Origin of the sequence: Skermanella rosea (genome assembly GCF_016806835.2) — a bacterium.
GTDB classification, from domain to species: domain Bacteria; phylum Pseudomonadota; class Alphaproteobacteria; order Azospirillales; family Azospirillaceae; genus Skermanella; species Skermanella rosea.
On sequence record NZ_CP086111.1, the window covers coordinates 3655049 to 3673168 of the forward strand.

Consider the following 18120-nt stretch of genomic DNA (forward strand, 5'->3'; position numbering starts at 1 on the left):
AGCGGTCTCCTTGCCGCACCCGGAGGTGCCCCGGATTCGCCATCGGCGGAATCGGCCGCCCTCAGAAATGGCTATTGTCGGCAAAAGCCATTGATGCTAAGCATCACACAGGGCGGTCGCCGATGACAAGCAAATTGGGGGAGAGAGATCGGGCTTTCGTAGCCAAGAAGATGCCCATATGCAACACCGTCATCGGAGAACCGCACCGATGCGAAATGAAAATTCACCTCAGAACTGAGTTTGCGATCACGGCGACAAGGGGCCGCTGGATTCGTACGACACGATTATTTTGCGTTCCGCCCAGAGCCGAGCCTTTCAAAAGAAGCGTTCGACTTCGGGAAGCGGAACATGGGGAGGCAAATGTCAAAGATAGCTGACGCCTACTTCGGCCTCATAAAGATCCTGATTGCGGTCTGCCTAGTCGTCATGGTCGTCCTGGTATTCGGCAACGTGGTCCTGCGTTACGGGTTCAACAGCGGCATCACCGAGTCTGAGGAACTTTCGCGCCTGCTGTTCGTCTGGATGACTTTCCTCGGCGCGATCCTGGCGCTCCGCGACCACGGGCACCTGGGCATGGACATGCTGGTCAACCGGCTGCCGAAGGCCGGCAAGATGGCCTGCTTCTTCGGCAGCCACCTGATCATGCTCTACGTCACCTGGCTGCTGCTCGAGGGAAGCTGGGAGCAGACGATCATCAACATCGACGTCGCGGCCCCTTCCACCGGCCTGTCGATGGGCCTGTTCTACGGCGTCGGTATCGTGTTCGGCGTATCGGTGATCACGATCCTGCTGGTCAACCTGGCACGCGCCGTGACCGGCCGCATGAGCGACCGGGACCTGGTCACCGTCACCGAATCCGAAGGTGAAGTCGAGATCGCGGGCCTCCGGAACGACAGCAGGAGCACCCTCCCATGACCATCACGATCTTCCTGGGGTCCCTGCTGGGGGCAATGGCCATCGGCACCCCGATCGCCTTCGCGCTGCTGCTGTGCGGCGTGATGCTGATGTTCCATCTCGACCTTTACGACGCCCAGATCGTGGCGCAGAACGTGATCAACGGCGCCGACAGCTTTCCGCTGATGGCGGTCCCGTTCTTCATGCTGGCCGGCGAGATCATGAACGCCGGCGGCCTGTCGCGCCGCATCGTGACCATCGCCATGGCGCTGATCGGTCATGTCAGGGGCGGTCTCGGCTATGTCGCGATCCTGGCATCCTGCGTCATGGCCAGCCTGTCCGGGTCGGCCGTCGCCGACGCCGCGGCCCTGGGGGCGCTGCTCGTCCCCATGATGGTTCGGGCGGGCCACGACAGGGCACGGTCGGCCGGCCTGATCGCGTCCGGCGGCATCATCGCCCCGATCATCCCGCCCAGCATCGGCTTCATCATCTTCGGGGTCGCCGCCAACGTCTCCATCACCAAGCTGTTCCTGGCCGGCATCGTGCCCGGCCTGCTCCTGGGGCTCGGCCTGGTGTTCGCGTGGTGGCTGGCCGCCCGCAACGAAGATGTCGAGCCGCCGCCGCGCGCTTCACGCCGGGAACTCGCCCACGCCATCATCGACGGTTTCTGGGCCCTGCTGCTGCCGCTGATCATCATCGTCGGCCTGAAGATGGGCGTCTTCACCCCGACCGAGGCGGCGGTCGTGGCGGCCGTCTACTCGCTGTTCGTCGCGACGGTGATCTACCGCGAACTGCGGCCGGCGCAGCTGTTCGAGCTGTTCGTGACCGCGGCCAAGACGACGTCGGTGGTGATGTTCCTGGTCGCCGCCGCCATGGTCTCGGCCTGGATGATCACGGTCGCCGACCTGCCGGGCCAGGTCACCGAGCTGCTGGAGCCCTTCATGGACAACCAGACGCTCCTGATGATCGCGATCATGCTGCTGGTGGTGATCGTCGGCACGGCCATGGACATGACGCCGACGATCCTGATCCTGACGCCGGTCCTGATGCCGGTGATCAAGGAAGCCGGCATCGACCCGATCTATTTCGGCGTCCTGTTCATCATCAACAACGCGATCGGCCTGATCACGCCGCCGGTCGGCGTCGTGTTGAACGTCGTGGCCGGCGTCTCGAAGATCAGCATGGACGAGCTGATCAGGGGGGTGTGGCCCTTCATGATCACCCACCTGATCGTCCTGGTCCTGCTCATCCTGTTCCCCATTCTCGTCACGGGGCCGGCAAGCTGGTTCTACGGCTGAGCCCCGCCCCCTCGGCGGCAACGCCACCCATCCGATCCAAGACAAGAGGAAACGTCCGATGAAACAGTCGATCAAGACCGCGCTGGCCGGCCTCGCCCTGGCCGGCGCCCTGTTCACGGCCGGCACCGCCGCGGCCCAGGACATCCAATCGCGCAACTTCAAGGTCGCCTTCGTCCAGAACAACGACCACCCGCACGGCATCGGCGTGAAGAAGTTCGGCGAGCTGCTGGAGGAGAAGAGCGGCGGCAAGATGAAGGCCAGGGGCTTCGGCGGCGGCCAGCTCGGCGGCGACGCGCAGGTGATCTCCTCCCTCCAGGGCGGCGTGCTGGACATGACGCTGGTCAGCCCCGGCCTGCTGACCGGCCTGGTCAAGGAATTCTCGGTCTTCGACCTGCCGTTCTTCTTCAACGACTACCGCGAGGTCGACGCCGTCATGGACGGCCCGGTCGGCACCCGCCTGCTGGAGAAGCTGCCGGAGAAGGGGCTGATCGGCCTGGGCTACTGGGACCACGGGTTCCGCAACCTCAGCACCGCCAAGACGCCGATCAACAAGATGGAGGACATCGCGGGGCTGAAGGTGCGCGTGATCCAGATCCCCATCTTCATCGACACCTTCGCGGCGCTGGGCGCCAACCCGGTGCCCCTGCCCTTCCCGGAACTCTACACCGCGCTGGAGACCGGGACCGTGGACGGCCAGGAGAACCCGTTCGCCTCGATCGAGACCAGCAAGTTCTACGAGGTGCAGAAGTTCGCCGCGACCACCGGCCACGTCTACAACCCGCTGGTCGCCATCTTCAGCAAGCGCGTCTGGGACAAGCTGTCCGAGGACGAGCGCCGCATCGTCCAGGAGGCGGCCACCGAGGCCGGCCTGTACGAGCGTCAGGTCTCGCGCGAGGCGAACCAGAAGTCCATGCAGACCCTGCGTGACGCGGGCATGCAGATCACCGAGCTGCCGGCTTCCGAGATCGACCGCATGCGCGAGAAGGTCAAGCCGGTGACGGACAAATACGTCCAGAGCATCGGCCCCGAGCTTGTCAAGGAGATGCAGGCCGAGGTCCAGAAGGTGCGGGACGGCAAGTAAAGGTCGGAACCGGGAAACCGGCGCTCGGAGAAATCGATGAAACGGCGGCTTTACCAGGGAACCGACTTCCGGCGCGCGCAGAACATAGACGAGCTGCGCGCCGTCGCCCGCAGGCGCGTTCCCAACTTCTGCTTCGAGTATGTCGAGGGCGGCTCGGACGACGAGGTCACCCTGCGGCGCAACCGGTCGGTCTTCGAGGAGATCGGTTTCGTGCCGCGGACCCTGGTGGACGTCTCGGCCCGGGGACAGGCGGTCGACCTGTTCGGCAAGCCGTCGGCGGCGCCCTTCCTGATCGGCCCGACGGGCTTCAGCGGGTTGCTCGCCAAGGAGGGCGACCTGGCGCTCGCCCGCGCCGCCGCCGCGGCCGGCATCCCCTTCATCCTCAGCAACGCCTCGACCATGCGGCTGGAGGAGGTCGCGGAGCGGGCCGGCGGGCGCCTGTGGATGCAGCTCTACCTGTACCGGACGCGCGCCTTCGCGGCGAAGCTGGTGGAGCGGGCCAGGGCGGCCGGCCTCGAAGCGCTGGTGGTCACCACGGACAGCGCGATCTTCGGCAACCGGGAATGGGACCGGCGCAACTATGCCCGGCCCCTGAAGCTGAACCTGCGCAACACCATCGACGTGGCGCTCCATCCGCGCTGGATCCTCGACGTGCTGGTGCCCGACGGCGTGCCGCGCTTCGCCAATCTGGGCGACCTGCTGCCGCCCGGCCAGGACAGCGTGCGCGGGGCGGCATCGGCGATCGCGAAGGAGCTGGACCCGTCGCTGGACTGGGCGGACATACGGTGGCTGCGCGACCTGTGGCCGGGCAAGCTGGTCGTCAAGGGCGTCATGACCGCCGAGGATGCCGCCCTGGCGGCGGAGTGCGGGGCCGACGGCATCGTGCTGTCGAACCATGGCGGCCGCCAGCTCGACGGCGCCGTCTCGACCATGGAGGTCCTGCCGGAGGTGGTGAGCGAGGTCGGAGGACGGCTGACGGTGATGCTCGACGGCGGCTTCCGCCGGGGTTCCGACATCGTCAAGGCACGGGCGCTGGGAGCGGATGCCGTGCTGCTCGGCCGAGCCACCACATACGGCCTCGCCGCCGGCGGCGAGGCGGGGGTCGCCCACGCGATCGGCATCCTGAAGACCGAAGTGGACCGCGTGGTAGGATTGCTCGGCTGCGCCGACCTGTCGCAACTCGACGATTCATTCCTGCGCTGGCCGGGCCGTCCGATGCCGCCGTCCAGGCACACCGGACCCGGGCGAGGCGTCCTGTCCCCGGTCGCCGGGCAGGCAACGAATTCCAATCATCAGAAGAGGGAGGCCCAACTATGAGCGAGGCGACAAGGGTCGGCTTCGTCGGGCTCGGGCTGATGGGCACGGGCATCGCGCGGAACATCCTGCGCAAGGGGTTCCCCGTCACCGTGCTGGCGCACCGCAACCGCCAGCCGCTGGAGGAACTGCTGGCCGAAGGCGCCGCCGAGGCGGCGAGCGCGGCGGACCTGGCGCGCAATTCGGACGTGGTGATCGTCTGCGTCACCGGGACGCCGCAGGTCCGCGACGTGCTGTTCCGGGACGGCGGCCTGCTGGAGGGCGTGCATGACGGCCTGATCGTGATCGACAGCAGCACGGGGGATCCGGAATTCGCGGCCGAGGCCGAGGCCGCCGTCCAGGCGCGCGGCGGGCGCTTCATGGACGCCCCCGTCAACCGGACGCCCAAGGAGGCGGCGGAGGGCCGGCTGAACGTGCTCGCCGGCGGCGACGCCGCGACGCTGGAGGCGGTGCGGCCGGTGCTCGAAACCTATTCCGAGACGATCCACCATGTCGGGCCGCTGGGATCGGGCTACCGGGCGAAGCTGATCCACAACTTCATCGCCCAGGGCACCGCCGTCCTGCTGGCCGAGGCGTTCTGCACCGCCGCCAAGGTCGGGCTGGACCTGGAGGCGTTCGCCGATCTCTGCCGGCTCAGCGGCGCGCACAGCCGCACCTTCGATCGGATCATTCCCTTCGTCCTGGAGGGCGACGATTCCGGCCAGAAGTTCACCCTGCGGAATGCGGTCAAGGACATGCGCTCCTACACCCGCCTCGCGGAATCGGCGCCGACGACCGCCTTCGCGGCGCAGGCGGTCCACCAGACCTACCTTCTTGCCACCAACCTCGGCCACGGCGACAAATACGTGCCTCATCTGTTCGATGTGATCGGGCAAGTGAACGGCGTGACCGTCCGGGCCCGCTGAGGGCCGGACTTCTCCAAGGACCCCATGGACAAGGACCCGCAACCATGACAGCACAAGGGCAGCCGCGCTACCGGGGCGTATTTCCGGTGGCGCCGACGGTGTTCACGGACTCGGGCGACCTGGACCTGGACGGCCAGCGCCGCGCCATCGACTTCATGATCGACGCCGGTTCCCACGGCATCTGCATCCTGGCGAACTTCTCCGAGCAGTTCGTGCTGACCGACGCCGAGCGCGATCGCGTCCAGGACGCCGTCCTGGAGCATGTCGCCGGCCGCGTTCCGATCATCGTGACGACGACCCACTTCGGCACCGCCGTCTGCGCCGAGCGCAGCCGGCGCGCCCAGGAGGCGGGAGCGGCCATGGTCATGATCATGCCGCCCTACCACGGCGCCACGTTCCGGGTGCCGGAGGAATCGATCTTCCAGTTCTACCAGCGGGTGTCCGACGCGATCGACATCCCGATCATGATCCAGGACGCGCCGGTCGCCGGGACGCCGCTTTCTGCGGCCTTTCTCGCACGGATGGCTCGCGAAATCGAAAACGTTTCCTATTTCAAGATCGAGGTCCCGCAGGCTGCCGCCAAGCTCCGCACGCTGATCGAGCTGGGCGGCGACGCGATCGAGGGGCCTTGGGACGGCGAGGAGGCGATCACGTTGCTCGCCGATCTCGACGCGGGTGCGACCGGCGCGATGACGGGCGGGGGCTATCCGGACGGCATCCGGCAGATCACGGACCCGTACGAGGCCGGCCGCCGCGAGGAGGCGATCGAGGCCTATGGCCGGTGGCTGCCGCTGATCAATTACGAGAACCGCCAAGCCGGCCTGATCGCGGCCAAGGTTCTCATGAAGGAAGGCGGCGTCATCAAGTCCGAAGCGGTCCGCCACCCGCTTCAGCCGCTGCACCCGAAAACCCGCGCCGGGCTGATCGAAACCGCCCGGCGGCTCGACCCGCTCGTCCTCCGCTGGGCACGCTGAGGACGGACGGGACCCCGAGAAACGGTTCCAGAGGAGTTAGTCGAACATGAAAATCACCGGTGACATGCTGATCGGCGCCAAGTCCGTGCGCGGTCGCGAAACCACGTTCTACGCGGTGAACCCCGCCAACGGGGAGAAGATGGAGCCGGCCTTCGGCGGCGGCGGCGAAGCCGAGGTCCGCGAGGCCTGCAAGCTGGCCTGGGCCGCCTTCGACAGCTATCGGGAAACCAGCCTGGAAGCCCGCGCGACCTTCCTGGAGACCGTTGCCCAGAAGATCATGGACCTGGGCGACCCGCTGGTCGAGCGGGCCTCCGCCGAGAGCGGCCTGCCGCGCGCCCGGATCGAGGGCGAGCGCGGCCGAACCGTCGGCCAGCTCCGCCTATTCGCCGGGGTCGTCCGCGAGGGTGGCTGGATCGAGGCCCGCATCGACCCCGCCCTGCCCGACCGCAAGCCCCTGCCGCGCCCCGACCAGCGCCAGCGCCACATACCGCTCGGCCCGGTCGCGGTCTTCGGGGCCAGCAACTTCCCGCTGGCCTTCTCGGTCGCGGGCGGCGACACCGCCTCGGCGCTGGCCGCGGGCTGCCCGGTAATCGTCAAGGCCCACTCGGCCCATCCCGGCACGTCGGAACTGGTCGGCCGGGCCGTCCAGGCGGCGGTCGCGGAGTGCGGCCTGCCCGAGGGCGTCTTCTCCATGGTGTTCGGCGCCGGCAACTCGGTCGGCACCGCCCTGGTCTCGGACTGGCGGATCAAGGCCGTGGGCTTCACCGGATCGCGCCGGGGCGGCATGGCCCTGGTGAGCGTCGCGGCGGCCCGCCGCGAGCCGATCCCTGTCTATGCCGAGATGAGCAGCATCAACCCGGTCTTCCTGCTGCCGTCCGCGCTGTCGTCGCGCACCGAGGCGCTGGGCAAGGGCTATGTCGCCTCCCTCAACCTGGGCGCCGGCCAATTCTGCACCAACCCCGGCATCGTGCTGGCGCTGGACGGCCCGGACCTCGACCGTTTCCTGGAGACGGCCAAGGCGGAAGTGGGCAACAGCGCCGCGTCGACCATGCTGACGCCCGGCATCTTCGCCGCCTATGACGAGGGCGTGCGGAAGCTTTCGGGCAATTCGAAGGTCCGCCTGCTTGCCCGCGGCCAAGCCTGCTCCGGCCCGAACCAGTGCCAGACAGCCGTGTTCGAGACCGACGCCGCCAGCTTCCTGTCCGAGACCGATCTTCAGGAAGAGGTGTTCGGTGCCTCGTCCCTGGTGATCCGCTGCCCGGACCTGGAGACGGTGCGCACCGTCGCGGAGCATCTGGAAGGTCAGCTGACCGCGACGGTCCAGGCCGACGAGGGCGACCTCGACGCCGCCCGGATGCTGCTGCCGGTCCTGGAGCGCAAGGCCGGCCGCGTGCTGTTCAACGGCTGGCCGACCGGCGTGGACGTCAGCCACGCCATGGTCCATGGCGGCCCCTTCCCGTCCACGGCGGACGGCCGCAGCACCTCGGTCGGCACGCTGGCGATCCGTCGCTTCCTGCGCCCGGTCTGCTACCAGGACGTTCCGGCCAGCCTGCTGCCGGAAGCGTTGAAGGACGGCAACCCGCTGAAGCTGTGGCGGCGCATCGGTGGCGAGATGGGTCGCGACTGAGACCGCCGACCGGTCTGACGCAGGGGGGAGGTGCCGGCCGGCGCCTCCCCATTCGCTTTCTATCCGGCCTTCGGGACGGCGTCGTAGAAGCTGTAGTCGAACAGTTCGTCCAGGTTGACCGGCTTGACCTGCGTCCCCAGGGTTTGCTGGAAGTCCTGGAGCACGGCCGTGGCGTCCCGGATCACGTGGGGATCGGCGACCAGGTTGGTGTTGGGGGACCGCAGCGCCTTGTCGATGATCCGCGGGTCCACCAGTCCCTTGCCGACGAAGGCGGTGACGTGGTCGGCCGCGCGGTCCTGCCGGCTTCGCGCGAATTCGGTCGCGCGGACGTGAAGCTCGACCAGGGTGGCGACGGCGTCCCGGTTGGCGGCGATGGTCGCTTCCCGCACCGCCAGCACGGCGCCCGGCTGGCGCGGCAGCATGGTGCTGGCCGGGGCGACGATCCGGGCGGTGGGATCGCGTTCCTGCACGATCGTCAGGATCGGCTCCAGGATCGAGGCGCCCTCGACCGCGCCCGCCAGCAGTGCCTGCTGCACCTGGTCCTCGCCGACGCCGACGATCTCGACATGGCGGGCATCGGCCTGGGCGACGCGGTTCAGGTAATATCTCAGGATCGTGTCCGGCACCGAGCCGGTCGGCAGCGTGGCGATCTTGGCGGGGCGCCCCGCGCGATCGAAGAAGCCCTTGAATCCTTCTGCGGCCGAGGGCGCCGCGGCCATCATCTCCGCGAAGGGACCCCGGCCGATCAGGGCGACCTGGTCGATGATGTTCGACGCGAGCACCTTGACGTCGATGCCCCGCGAGCGGGCGACCATGGCCGGCCCGATCCCGACATAGGCCACGTCCAGGCTGCCGGACGCCAGCGCCTGGACCATGGCGGGCCCGGACGAGAACTGCGTCAGTTCGAGCTTCAGACCGGCCTTACCGGTCCAGCCCTCGCCCTGCATGATGAAGAGCTGGGTCATGGGGATGATGGGGATGTAGCCCACCCTCAGGGTAACCGGTGCCGCCAGGGCGGAGACGGGCAGCAGGGCCGCCGCGGCTGCGATGCCGGAGAGTTGGACGAACCGGCGGCGGGACAAGGCGATGGACATGGGCGGGCGCTCCGGAAGGTTATGCTTTTTGCCGACATTAGCATCCCGGAGCCTCCGGAATCGTGGGGCATCCCTGGTACGGGACTTGGCCGATCGTCAGAGGCGCGGTAATGCCATTCTCCCTGCCCTGCCCTATCGATCATCATCGGAATTGCCTTTCCCTTATGCGGGGACGGCTGGTCTCCTGGAACCGTCTTCCCCGAAACGGACACCGTCCTGATGCTGAATACCGGTAAATCCATACTGATCGCGGCCAGATTCATCGCCGCCATGGCGATCGGCGCGCTTGTTTCCCAAGAGACCATGGCGCAACAGGCGCGGGAAACCCCCGGGGCGCAGGCGGCCCCCGTCCGCAAGGGCGGCCAGTCCCCGGCCGAGCGGATCAACGCCTGGACGGTGGGCCTGGCCGGCGGACAGCTGGAAGGAGCGCCGCTGCGCCTGGCATCGGAAATCGCGCGCGTCGTCGACGATGGCGACAATGCCCACGTCCTGCCGATCGTCACGCGGGGCCCGACCGAGAACGTCAATTCCCTCCTCTATCTCCGGGGAGTGGACATGGCCATCATCAACACTGACGTGATCGAGGAGTACAAGGCCCAGGTTCCCAATATCCAGCAGCAGATCACCTATGTGCTGAACCTGTTCCCGTCGGAGCTCCATGTCTTCGTGCGGCCGGAAATCCAGTCGCTCGACGACCTCAAGGGCAAGAAGGTGAACTTCAACACCCTCGGCACGGCGGCAGCCTATTCGGGACCGCTGATCTTCACGCGGCTGGGCCTGGACGTCGAGAAGACCTTCATTCCCCATCCGGTGGCGCTGGAGCAGATGCGCAACGGCGCCGGCGACATGGCCGCGGTCGTGTTCATCACCTCCAAGCCGGTCGATGCCTTCCTCAAGGGGCGGTGGGAGCCTGGCTTCAAGTTCCTGCCGGTCGAGTACGACAGGAAGTTCGAGGACTATTATCTCCCGTCGCGGCTGGATCCGGCGGACTATCCCAGCCTGATTCCCGAGGGCAGCCAAGTCACGACGATCGCCGTCCCGACCTTTCTGGCCGCCTACAATTGGCCGCGAAGCTCCGACCGCTACCGCCGCATGGCCCGTTTCGTCGACAACCTGTTCAGCCGCATGCCGACCCTCCAGGGGCCGGGCTTCGACCCGAAGTGGAAGAACGTCAACCTCGCCTCCCGGGTGCCGGGGCTGGAGCGTTACCGCGCCGCGCAGGACTGGCTCGACAAGTCCGGGTCGGCCCAGGAAAGCAGCCTGCCGCGATGACGACCCCGACTGCCTATCGTGAAGCTCCGCAGCCTGCCTGCCCGGAGCTGCGGAAGACGTTGGGGCACTGCCTTGCGGCGGCGATCCTGCTGCTGTCCGCCTCCGCGTCGGCGCAGACCGCCGACGACGCCCCTCGGACGGAGGCCGCGGACTGGATCGTCAGCGAGACGGCCTCTCCCGTGGACTACAGCCGGCAGGTCAGCGCCACCATGCTTTCCGCGGCACCTCCCGGGGAGCGGGAGATGTCCTTCGCCATGCATTGCAGGCAGGGAAAGACCGAGCTGGTGCTGGGTGTCCCCGACTTCGCCCGTTACCCCGCGGGCACCGCGCTGGTGCTGGAATTCCTCCCGCTCACCGAGGAGGCGATGCGCGACCAGACGGTGGAGCGGCGCTGGGTCCAGCATCGCGGCCAGGAGCAGCGGTGGAACGAGCTGAGCGGCACCACGGACGTGTCGCTGCGGGGCGATACCGTCGGCTTCCTCAAGCAGCTGCCGGACGGAGGCCGGCTTTTCGTGCGGATGAAGGACAAGCAGGGCGATATGCATGAGGCCGAATTCGACCTCACCGGGTTCGATCCCGTCCGCGAAAAACTCGCCTCCGCCTGCGGCTGGCCCGCCTGATTGCCACGCCTCCCTGTTGGAAGGACCGGCCGGACCTTATCTACGGTCTGGACCAAGTCGATACAGGGTTCTCTCGAAGGAGGCTTTCCGATGCCATCGTCCGATGACTGGCAGATCCCCCCCGAATTCCAGCCGGATCCCGACGCGGTGGCCTTTGATCTGGATCGCGCCCTGTCCTCGGTCGTGGCCCTGAGGGCGAGCGTTCCCGACGATGCCTTCACGGCGGAAACGCTCGGGACGCAGAGGGCGGGACAAGGCGCCGTGATCCGCGAGGACGGCCTCGTGCTGACCATCGGCTACCTGATCGCCGAGGCGGAGGAGATCTGGCTCACGACCAGCGACGGCCGGGCCGTGAAGGGCCATGTCCTGGCCTATGATTACGACAGCGGCTTCGGCATCGTCCAGGCGCTGTCGCCGCTCGGCGTGCCGGCGCTGTCCCTGGGGAACTCGCGCCACGCGACCGTGGGCGAGCATGTGGTGATCGGCGGGTCCGGCGGCCGGCCCCATTCGCTGGCGGCAAGGGTGGCGGCCCGGCAGGAATTCGCGGGCTATTGGGAATATCTGCTGGACGACGCCATCTTCACGGTGCCCGCACACCCGAACTGGGGCGGCACGGCGCTGCTGGGACCGCAGGGCGAGCTTCTCGGAATCGGTTCGCTCCAGTTGCAGTCCCGGGACAGCGGCGGGCGGCTGGTCCCGCTGAACATGAGCGTGCCGATCGACCTGCTGAAGCCGATCCTGGACGACCTGCTGAGGCTCGGCCGCTCCAGCGGACCTTCCCGGCCCTGGCTCGGGCTCTACGCCACCGAGGACGAGCGTGACCGGGTCGTGCTTGCCGGCTTGGCGGGCGACGGCCCGGCGCGGCGGGCGGAGCTCCGCGCCGGCGACATCGTGCGCGCCATCGCGGGCAAACCGATCCAGTCGCTGGCCGGGTTCTACCGGTCCCTGTGGTCGCTCGGCCCCGCGGGCATCGACGTCCCGCTCACCGTGGAGCGCGAGGGCGACGTGTTCGACCTCCGCGTCGGCTCCGCCGACCGCAGCCGCTTCCTGAAGCCCAACCGGCTGCATTGACGGCGGCGAAGTATCGGGCACGGCGTAACGGCCGGCCGGTTCAGGTGTTCACACTCTACCACCTGGGACCACCCCGACCGGAGCCGCCCGTGCGCGTCGCGCTGTTCATCACCTGCTACAATGACACCCTGTTCCCGCAGACGGGCATCGCCACCGTCCGCCTGCTGGAGCGGCTGGGCCATACCGTCGAGTTCCCGGAGGATCAGACCTGCTGCGGTCAGATGCACTCCAATACGGGCTACGGCGACGAGGCCATCCCGCTGATAAGGCGTTTCGTCAAGTCGTTCCGGGACGCCGAGGTCATCGTCTCCCCCTCGTCGTCCTGTGTCTCCAACATTCGCACGGCGTGGCTCCGCACCTTGGCCGACACCGGCGACGAGGCGCTGAAGCGCGACGTGGCCGAGATCGTGCCGCGGGTCTTCGAGCTGTCGCAGTTCCTGGTGGACAAGCTCGGGATCGACGACGTCGGCGCCTATTATCCCCGCCGCGTCACCTACCACCCGACCTGCAACTCGCTGCGCGCATTGAAGGTGGGCGACGCGCCGATGAGGCTGCTCGCCAAGGTGCGCGGCCTCGACCTCGTCGAACTGCCGGACGCGCGGGAATGCTGCGGCTTCGGCGGCACCTTCGCGGTCAAGAACGAGGACACTTCGGTCGCCATGCTGTCGGACAAGATGCGCTCGGTGCTGGGTACCCGGGCGGAGATCTGCACCGCCCTGGACAGTTCGTGCCTGATGCATATCGGCGGCGGGCTGCACCGGCTGCGCAGCGGCGTGCGGACCGTCCATCTGGCGGAAATCCTGGCTTCAACGGAAAAGGACTTCATCCATGGCGAGCGCCGCTGAGCCGCGCACCTTCCCGCAGCTGGCGAGGCGCGCGGTTGCCGATACCCAGCTCCGCCGCAACATCGGCAACGCCACCCAGACGATCCGCACCAAGCGCGCCGCCGTCGTCGCCGAGGTGCCGGACTGGGAGGAGCTGCGCGAGGCCGGCCGCTCCCTGAAGGAGCACACGCTGCGCAACCTGGACCGCTACCTGGTCCAGCTGGAGGAGTCGGTCACCAAGGCCGGCGGGCAGGTCCACTGGGCAAGGGACGGCGCGGAAGCCACCCGCATCGTCACCGACATCGCCAAGCGGCATTCCGTCAAGGAGGTGATCAAGGTCAAGTCGATCACGACGGAGGAGATCAAGCTGAACGAGGCGCTGGAGGATGCGGGCATCCGGCCGTTCGAGACCGACCTGGCCGAGCTGATCATCCAGCTCGGCGACGACGTCTCTTCCCATATCCTGGTGCCGGCGATCCACCGCAACCGGGCGGAGATCCGCGAACTGTTCATGCGGAAGCTGGGGCTGACGGAATTGTCCGACCGCCCGTCCGACCTGACCGCGGCGGCGCGCTCATACCTGCGCGAGAAGTTCCTGACCGTGCCCATGGCGGTCAGCGGGGCCAATTTCGGCATCTGCGACACCGGCACGATCTGCGTCGTGGAGTCGGAGGGGAACGGCCGCATGTGCCTGACGCTGCCCAAGGTGCTGGTCAGCGTGATGGGGATCGAGAAGCTGGTGCCGACCTGGGAGGACATGGAAGTCTTCCTCCAGCTCCTGCCGCGGTCCTCCACCGGCGAGCGGATGAACCCCTACAATTCCCTGTGGACAGGCGTCACGCCGGGGGACGGCCCGCAGGAATTCCACCTGGTGCTGCTCGACAACCGCCGAACCGACGTGCTGGCCGACCGGACCGGACGGCAGACGCTCAACTGCATCCGGTGCAGCGCCTGCCTGAACGTCTGCCCCGTCTATGCCCGGACGGGCGGCCATGCCTATCATTCCGAATACCAGGGACCGATCGGCGCGATCCTCACGCCCCAGCTCCACGGGATGGACGCGGCGGCTTCGCTCCCCTTCGCCTCGTCGCTGTGCGGCGCCTGCTACGAGGTCTGCCCGGTCAAGATCAACATTCCCGAGGTGCTGGTCCATCTGCGCACCCGGGCGGTCGCCCGAAGCGGCCCCAGCCTGGAGAAACTCGCCATGGGCGCCGCGATCCGCATGTTCGACAATCCCGGCCTGCTGGAGACCGCGCAGAAGATCGCGCGGATCGCGCAGCGTCCGTTCGTCAGCGACGGCTACATCACCGGCGGGCTGGGGCCGGTCCGCCAGTGGACAAGGGCGCGGGACCTTCCCGCCGTGCCCGACCAGAGTTTCCGCGAGTGGTGGAGGACACGCCGGTGAGCGCCGCGCGCGAGGAGATCCTGGGTCGCGTCAGGGCGGCCCTGGCCGGCGATCCGGCCGGGGAAATCGCCATCGCCCGGGACTACAGGACGTCGCCCGGCCTGTCGGGCGCCGGTCTGGTCGACCGCTTCGCCGAGCGGGCGGAAGCCTACAAGGCGACCGTGCGGCGGGTCGACGCCGCAGGCGCCACGGAGGCGATCCGGCGGCTTCAGGGGCGCTTCGTCGTTCCGGCAGATCTGGCGGAGTCCTGGCTGCCGGCCGATTTCGTGCGGGACGACGGCAACCTGGACCACCGCGAACTGGATGCCGTGGCCGGGGTGGTCACCAACTGCGCCCTGGCCATCGCCGAGACCGGGACAATCGTGCTGGATGCCGGGGCGGAACAGGGGCGCCGGGCGATCACCCTGCTGCCCGACTTCCATGTCTGCATCGTTCCGGCCGACCGGATCGTCGCGTCGGTACCCGAAGCCATCAGGGCGCTGCGCGGCTCCCTGCCCCGCCCGCTGACCTTCATGTCAGGGCCGTCGGCGACCTCCGACATCGAGCTGAACAGGGTCGAGGGCGTCCACGGCCCGCGCAGGCTGGAGATTCTGATCGTCGGGACGGCCTAGAACTGAACCCGATCAGGTTGATCGGCCCGAGACAGCTGATCCGATGCGTTGCGCCATGGGCGCAACCTACGATCGTCGACCCGCATCACCTCCGCCCTGCATCGAGCCGTAGGTTGCGTCCATGGCGCAACACAGTGCGGCGAGTGGAACGGCCGGCTGCGAGGACCGGAGCGGTTCAACCTGATCGGGGACCGCTCTAGCGGAGCCGGGTTGCCGGGGTCAAAGACCCGCCTCCCGCCACCCTGAAGACCGGCATCTCCAGGTTGACGCCCTTCAGATGCGCCGTCCGCCGCTCGACGACGAAGGGCTCCAGCAGTTCCCCGACGCCGGGATAGTCATGGACGTCCCCGGTCAGGTAGATCTCCTCGGCCTGGGCAAGGCTCTGCACCCGAGCCGCGATGTTCACCGCCTGGCCGAAATAGTCGAGTTGGTCGTTCGACGTGACGGCGATCGAGGCACCCTTGTGCAGGCCGATCTTCAGGATCAACGGCCGGTCGACATGGTCCCGATTGAACCGCTCCATCTCGTCGAGCATGGCCACAGCGGCGGCGACCGCGTCGCGCGGGTTCAGGAAGGCCGCCATGACGGCGTCCCCGATGGTCTTGATCACGGTGCCGCCGTTGGCGACCGTGACGTCGCGGAGCCGGTCGAAATGCTGCTGGACCAGGGAGAAGGCGCTGAGGTCGCCGATCCTGTCATACAAGGCGGTGGAGCTCTTCAGGTCGGTGAACAGCAGGGTTATGTCCTTGACGCCGATCCCCTCGGTCGCGCGGATCAGTTCGGACCGGAACAAGGTGCGGAAGGTCTGGGTGGTGAGCAGCCGCTTGCCGGTCAGGAACGGCCTGAACAGGATGTCCGGATGGGAGAAGCCCGGCGACGTCACGGTCAGGCCGAACAGGCGGCGCCGCGCCGAGGCGTTCCGGATCTCCAGGACGATGCGGCCGGCGGCGATCCGGCCCGTCGCCGGCGCGCACGACCTGTCTTCGTAATTGACGGCCAACGGCCGCGGCGCGGGCGGCGCGTCCTCGGCGACGGTGAACTCGAAGCCGTCGTCGGCGTCGAAATCCCAGCCGAGCAGGGTTCCCTCCCCCACGTCGATCTCGATCCGCTCGACCGCGTGCGGCTGTATGAATCGGACCTCCGGAGTCGCCGCCGCGAAATGGTCCATCCAGGGCTTCCCGTCCGGCGTCACGCCGTCGAGCGTGACGCGGCATTCGAAGCAGTAATCCCGTGCCGGCAGGGCGTCCGGATCATGGAACCTGATCCGGCGGACATTGGCGCAGACCGTGAAGGTGATGGTGATGTAGTCGTCCAGCACCGCTTCGTAATCGGTGCGGCACAGGGCGCAGCGATAATGCTTTTCGAGGGTGCGCAGGCTGCCGAAGCTCTCGACGATGCAGGCGCACAGCGGGCAGACCAGGAGCCAGTCCATCTCGAACAGGCCGAGCGAGGACGCGTGGAGGAACAGGTCGATCGCCTCCGCTTCCGCGATGCCCCGTTCGGCGCCGAACGCCAGCGGATTGACCCGATAGAGCTCCCGGTCGTCGGCGGTGCGCAGGAAGCTTTCGAGCTTCGACATGACCCGCGGGCTCCAGGCCCGCACCGTTTCCAGCGTTGCGAGGCGCCTGTCCAACTCCGCCTCGTCGATCCCCGTCTTCATGGTTTCCCCCCTCGTTCGAACGATCGTTGCCGAGGATTCTCCGTTCCCAACAGGAACAAATCATGAACCGCATTCTACAGCACAGGTCCGGGCGTGCCAGTGCTCATTGGGGGCGGTCGAAGGAGCGGCTAACCCGGGATCGCGGGGCATGCTCACGGGACGGCGGGCGGCGTCTCCTTCATTCTCTGCTTCGCTTGGCGGTACTGTTCCTTGAACGCCGCCTTCAGGGCCTGCTTGCTCATCTGGCCGTCCTGCTTGAAATAGGCCTCGGTCGTGTGGCCGACGGCATAGGTCACGGCCCCGCACAGCACGGCATCCGCCGCCATGGCCGGGATCGTCCCCAGGCCGGTGAGCTTCAGGGCGTCGTTGACGAACTTGCCACCCGCGAGCAGCAGGCCGGTCGAGAGCCCCATGCCCCGCAGGATCTGGAACAGCAGGCCCCTGGCCTTGTCCTTGTCCCACAGATGGCCGTAGGCGCGGCCGATGAAGACGATCATCGTCATGTTGATCATCACCAGCGCGACCCAGGAGACCGCGGGCCATGCCCCCCAGAAGGCGGCCTGCGCGGTCGCATGGTTGATGATCACTCCGGCCCGTTCCGCCGGGGTCCGGGTATCGTCGTCGGCCTCCTCGAAGCTCCTGTCGATCTCCTCGGTCTTCGGTTCGGGTTGCTTCTCCCCGGCCATCACGCCTCCTCGCGTCCCGCGGAAGCCGGCTTGCGGCCCTCCGTCTCGTCGACCACTTCGCTCACCGCCTCGGCCAGGGTTTCGAGGACGTCGGCAAGCTGGTCGGGCGGCAGGTCGTTCGCCTCCACCCCGGCGGCCTCCAGCATGCGGACAACCTCGTCGGGGTCGAGGTTCCGGGCCAGGATCTCGAGGTGATCGCCGTCGAGCGACGCCAAGGCATCGCTCACGGCATCGCCGGCGATGCCGAGATGTCCTTGGAGGGTTTCGACCAGCTGGTCGAAATCGATCATCGCTGTCTCCCACTCATGGGCGGCACAGCCTCCCCGGCGCTCCCGAGAAAGGGATAGGGCACGAAAGGGATAGGGGCTGTACCAAAGTCGATTGAAACAACATCAGGTTCAACATGTTGGCATGGCGAGCAATCGCAGACTATCCGGTGACCCATGACGGACCTATTGCAGCCCGCCACGGCGGAAGCTCCCTTCGATTGGCACTTCCCGGTACGACCGGGTTGGGAAAACGGGACGGACACGCTGTCCCGCCCCGCCGATGACGAACCTGCGAGATGCTGGAAGGCGGTCCTGGCGGATCTGCTGGACCAGGCGCTGACCGTCGATGCCTTCACCGAGACGGCCCGGCAGGCGTTCGGCGAGGACTGCACCGTGGTTCCGCCGGGCGGGGGCCTCTCGATGCAGCAGTTCACGCCGCCTCGGCGGATCGTCATCACGAACATGGTCGACGACATGGTCACCGGGGCCGCCTGCTACTAGCAGGCCCGCCTGGG

The 18120-nt window shown here is 67.7% G+C and carries 18 protein-coding genes; 14 read left to right on the plus strand and 4 right to left on the minus strand.

Annotation, left to right across the window (positions count from 1 at the left end; translation table 11 throughout):
• Nucleotides 1-360: 360 nt before the first annotated feature.
• From JL101_RS17035 to JL101_RS17065, 7 genes are read left to right on the plus strand one after another with little or no spacing between them, the layout of a single operon-like run.
• On the plus strand, nt 361-915 hold the full coding sequence (locus tag JL101_RS17035; RefSeq protein ID WP_203097492.1) for a TRAP transporter small permease: 555 nt from the start codon (nt 361-363) through the stop codon (nt 913-915).
• On the plus strand, nt 912-2192 hold the full coding sequence (locus JL101_RS17040) for a TRAP transporter large permease subunit (RefSeq protein ID WP_203097493.1): 1281 nt from the start codon (nt 912-914) through the stop codon (nt 2190-2192). The genes JL101_RS17035 and JL101_RS17040 overlap by 4 nt, the downstream gene beginning before the upstream one ends.
• Nucleotides 2193-2250: 58 nt before the next feature.
• The gene (locus JL101_RS17045) at nt 2251-3273 is read left to right on the plus strand and encodes a TRAP transporter substrate-binding protein (protein ID WP_203097494.1); all 1023 of its coding nucleotides are present in this window, start codon (nt 2251-2253) and stop codon (nt 3271-3273) included.
• Between the two features lie 36 nt (nt 3274-3309).
• Nucleotides 3310-4590, plus strand: a complete 1281-nt coding sequence (locus tag JL101_RS17050) for an alpha-hydroxy acid oxidase (protein ID WP_203097495.1) — start codon at nt 3310-3312, stop codon at nt 4588-4590.
• On the plus strand, nt 4587-5492 hold the full coding sequence (locus tag JL101_RS17055) for an NAD(P)-dependent oxidoreductase (protein ID WP_203097496.1): 906 nt from the start codon (nt 4587-4589) through the stop codon (nt 5490-5492). Before JL101_RS17050 ends, JL101_RS17055 begins: the two co-directional genes overlap by 4 nt.
• Before the next feature lie 44 nt (nt 5493-5536).
• Complete coding sequence (locus JL101_RS17060; protein WP_203097497.1) at nt 5537-6466, plus strand: dihydrodipicolinate synthase family protein; 930 nt, start codon at nt 5537-5539, stop codon at nt 6464-6466.
• 46 nt (nt 6467-6512) lie between these two features.
• Nucleotides 6513-8093 (plus strand): aldehyde dehydrogenase (NADP(+)), encoded by a 1581-nt coding sequence (locus tag JL101_RS17065; RefSeq protein WP_203097498.1) that lies wholly within the window; start codon nt 6513-6515, stop codon nt 8091-8093.
• Between the two features lie 59 nt (nt 8094-8152).
• Here JL101_RS17065 and JL101_RS17070 read toward each other — a convergent pair whose 3' ends face one another.
• On the minus strand, nt 8153-9187 hold the full coding sequence (locus JL101_RS17070; RefSeq protein WP_203097499.1) for an ABC transporter substrate-binding protein: 1035 nt from the start codon (nt 9185-9187) through the stop codon (nt 8153-8155).
• Between the two features lie 219 nt (nt 9188-9406).
• Here JL101_RS17070 and JL101_RS17075 point away from each other — a divergent pair, with 219 nt between their 5' ends.
• From JL101_RS17075 to JL101_RS17100, 6 genes are all read left to right on the plus strand, one after another.
• Nucleotides 9407-10459, plus strand: a complete 1053-nt coding sequence (locus tag JL101_RS17075) for a TAXI family TRAP transporter solute-binding subunit (RefSeq protein ID WP_203097500.1) — start codon at nt 9407-9409, stop codon at nt 10457-10459.
• Nucleotides 10456-11079, plus strand: coding sequence for a hypothetical protein (locus JL101_RS17080; RefSeq protein WP_203097501.1), 624 nt, complete (start codon nt 10456-10458; stop codon nt 11077-11079). Before JL101_RS17075 ends, JL101_RS17080 begins: the two co-directional genes overlap by 4 nt.
• A gap of 90 nt (nt 11080-11169) precedes the next feature.
• Nucleotides 11170-12150, plus strand: coding sequence for a S1C family serine protease (locus tag JL101_RS17085; protein ID WP_203097502.1), 981 nt, complete (start codon nt 11170-11172; stop codon nt 12148-12150).
• Between the two features lie 89 nt (nt 12151-12239).
• Nucleotides 12240-12995 carry a (Fe-S)-binding protein gene (locus JL101_RS17090; protein ID WP_203097503.1) on the plus strand — a complete coding sequence of 252 codons (756 nt, stop codon included), beginning with the start codon at nt 12240-12242 and terminating at the stop codon, nt 12993-12995.
• On the plus strand, nt 12979-14379 hold the full coding sequence (locus JL101_RS17095) for a LutB/LldF family L-lactate oxidation iron-sulfur protein (protein ID WP_203097504.1): 1401 nt from the start codon (nt 12979-12981) through the stop codon (nt 14377-14379). Before JL101_RS17090 ends, JL101_RS17095 begins: the two co-directional genes overlap by 17 nt.
• Nucleotides 14376-14990 carry a LutC/YkgG family protein gene (locus JL101_RS17100; RefSeq protein ID WP_203097505.1) on the plus strand — a complete coding sequence of 205 codons (615 nt, stop codon included), beginning with the start codon at nt 14376-14378 and terminating at the stop codon, nt 14988-14990. Before JL101_RS17095 ends, JL101_RS17100 begins: the two co-directional genes overlap by 4 nt.
• A gap of 196 nt (nt 14991-15186) precedes the next feature.
• Here JL101_RS17100 and JL101_RS17105 read toward each other — a convergent pair whose 3' ends face one another.
• The 3 genes from JL101_RS17105 to JL101_RS17115 form a co-directional block, all read right to left on the minus strand.
• Complete coding sequence (locus JL101_RS17105; RefSeq protein WP_203097506.1) at nt 15187-16650, minus strand: adenylate/guanylate cyclase domain-containing protein; 1464 nt, start codon at nt 16648-16650, stop codon at nt 15187-15189.
• A 152-nt stretch (nt 16651-16802) separates the two neighbouring features.
• Complete coding sequence (locus JL101_RS17110; RefSeq protein ID WP_203097507.1) at nt 16803-17336, minus strand: DUF697 domain-containing protein; 534 nt, start codon at nt 17334-17336, stop codon at nt 16803-16805.
• A complete protein-coding gene (locus JL101_RS17115; protein ID WP_203097508.1) occupies nt 17336-17626 on the minus strand; it encodes a hypothetical protein in 291 nt (96 codons plus the stop codon). Before JL101_RS17115 ends, JL101_RS17110 begins: the two co-directional genes overlap by 1 nt.
• A gap of 153 nt (nt 17627-17779) precedes the next feature.
• Here JL101_RS17115 and JL101_RS17120 point away from each other — a divergent pair, with 153 nt between their 5' ends.
• Nucleotides 17780-18106 carry a hypothetical protein gene (locus JL101_RS17120; protein WP_203097509.1) on the plus strand — a complete coding sequence of 109 codons (327 nt, stop codon included), beginning with the start codon at nt 17780-17782 and terminating at the stop codon, nt 18104-18106.
• Nucleotides 18107-18120: the final 14 nt, after the last annotated feature.

Coding starts and splice junctions, on each gene's coding strand:
- JL101_RS17055 (WP_203097496.1), top strand. CDS start 4,587: ATGAGCGAGGCGACAAGGGTCGGCTTCGTCGGGCTCGGGCTGATGGGC.
- JL101_RS17110 (WP_203097507.1), bottom strand. CDS start 17,336: ATGGCCGGGGAGAAGCAACCCGAACCGAAGACCGAGGAGATCGACAGG.
- JL101_RS17060 (WP_203097497.1), top strand. CDS start 5,537: ATGACAGCACAAGGGCAGCCGCGCTACCGGGGCGTATTTCCGGTGGCG.
- JL101_RS17075 (WP_203097500.1), top strand. CDS start 9,407: ATGCTGAATACCGGTAAATCCATACTGATCGCGGCCAGATTCATCGCC.
- JL101_RS17050 (WP_203097495.1), top strand. CDS start 3,310: ATGAAACGGCGGCTTTACCAGGGAACCGACTTCCGGCGCGCGCAGAAC.
- JL101_RS17065 (WP_203097498.1), top strand. CDS start 6,513: ATGAAAATCACCGGTGACATGCTGATCGGCGCCAAGTCCGTGCGCGGT.
- JL101_RS17085 (WP_203097502.1), top strand. CDS start 11,170: ATGCCATCGTCCGATGACTGGCAGATCCCCCCCGAATTCCAGCCGGAT.
- JL101_RS17095 (WP_203097504.1), top strand. CDS start 12,979: ATGGCGAGCGCCGCTGAGCCGCGCACCTTCCCGCAGCTGGCGAGGCGC.
- JL101_RS17035 (WP_203097492.1), top strand. CDS start 361: ATGTCAAAGATAGCTGACGCCTACTTCGGCCTCATAAAGATCCTGATT.
- JL101_RS17080 (WP_203097501.1), top strand. CDS start 10,456: ATGACGACCCCGACTGCCTATCGTGAAGCTCCGCAGCCTGCCTGCCCG.
- JL101_RS17070 (WP_203097499.1), bottom strand. CDS start 9,187: ATGTCCATCGCCTTGTCCCGCCGCCGGTTCGTCCAACTCTCCGGCATC.
- JL101_RS17120 (WP_203097509.1), top strand. CDS start 17,780: ATGACGGACCTATTGCAGCCCGCCACGGCGGAAGCTCCCTTCGATTGG.
- JL101_RS17040 (WP_203097493.1), top strand. CDS start 912: ATGACCATCACGATCTTCCTGGGGTCCCTGCTGGGGGCAATGGCCATC.
- JL101_RS17045 (WP_203097494.1), top strand. CDS start 2,251: ATGAAACAGTCGATCAAGACCGCGCTGGCCGGCCTCGCCCTGGCCGGC.
- JL101_RS17105 (WP_203097506.1), bottom strand. CDS start 16,650: ATGAAGACGGGGATCGACGAGGCGGAGTTGGACAGGCGCCTCGCAACG.
- JL101_RS17115 (WP_203097508.1), bottom strand. CDS start 17,626: ATGATCGATTTCGACCAGCTGGTCGAAACCCTCCAAGGACATCTCGGC.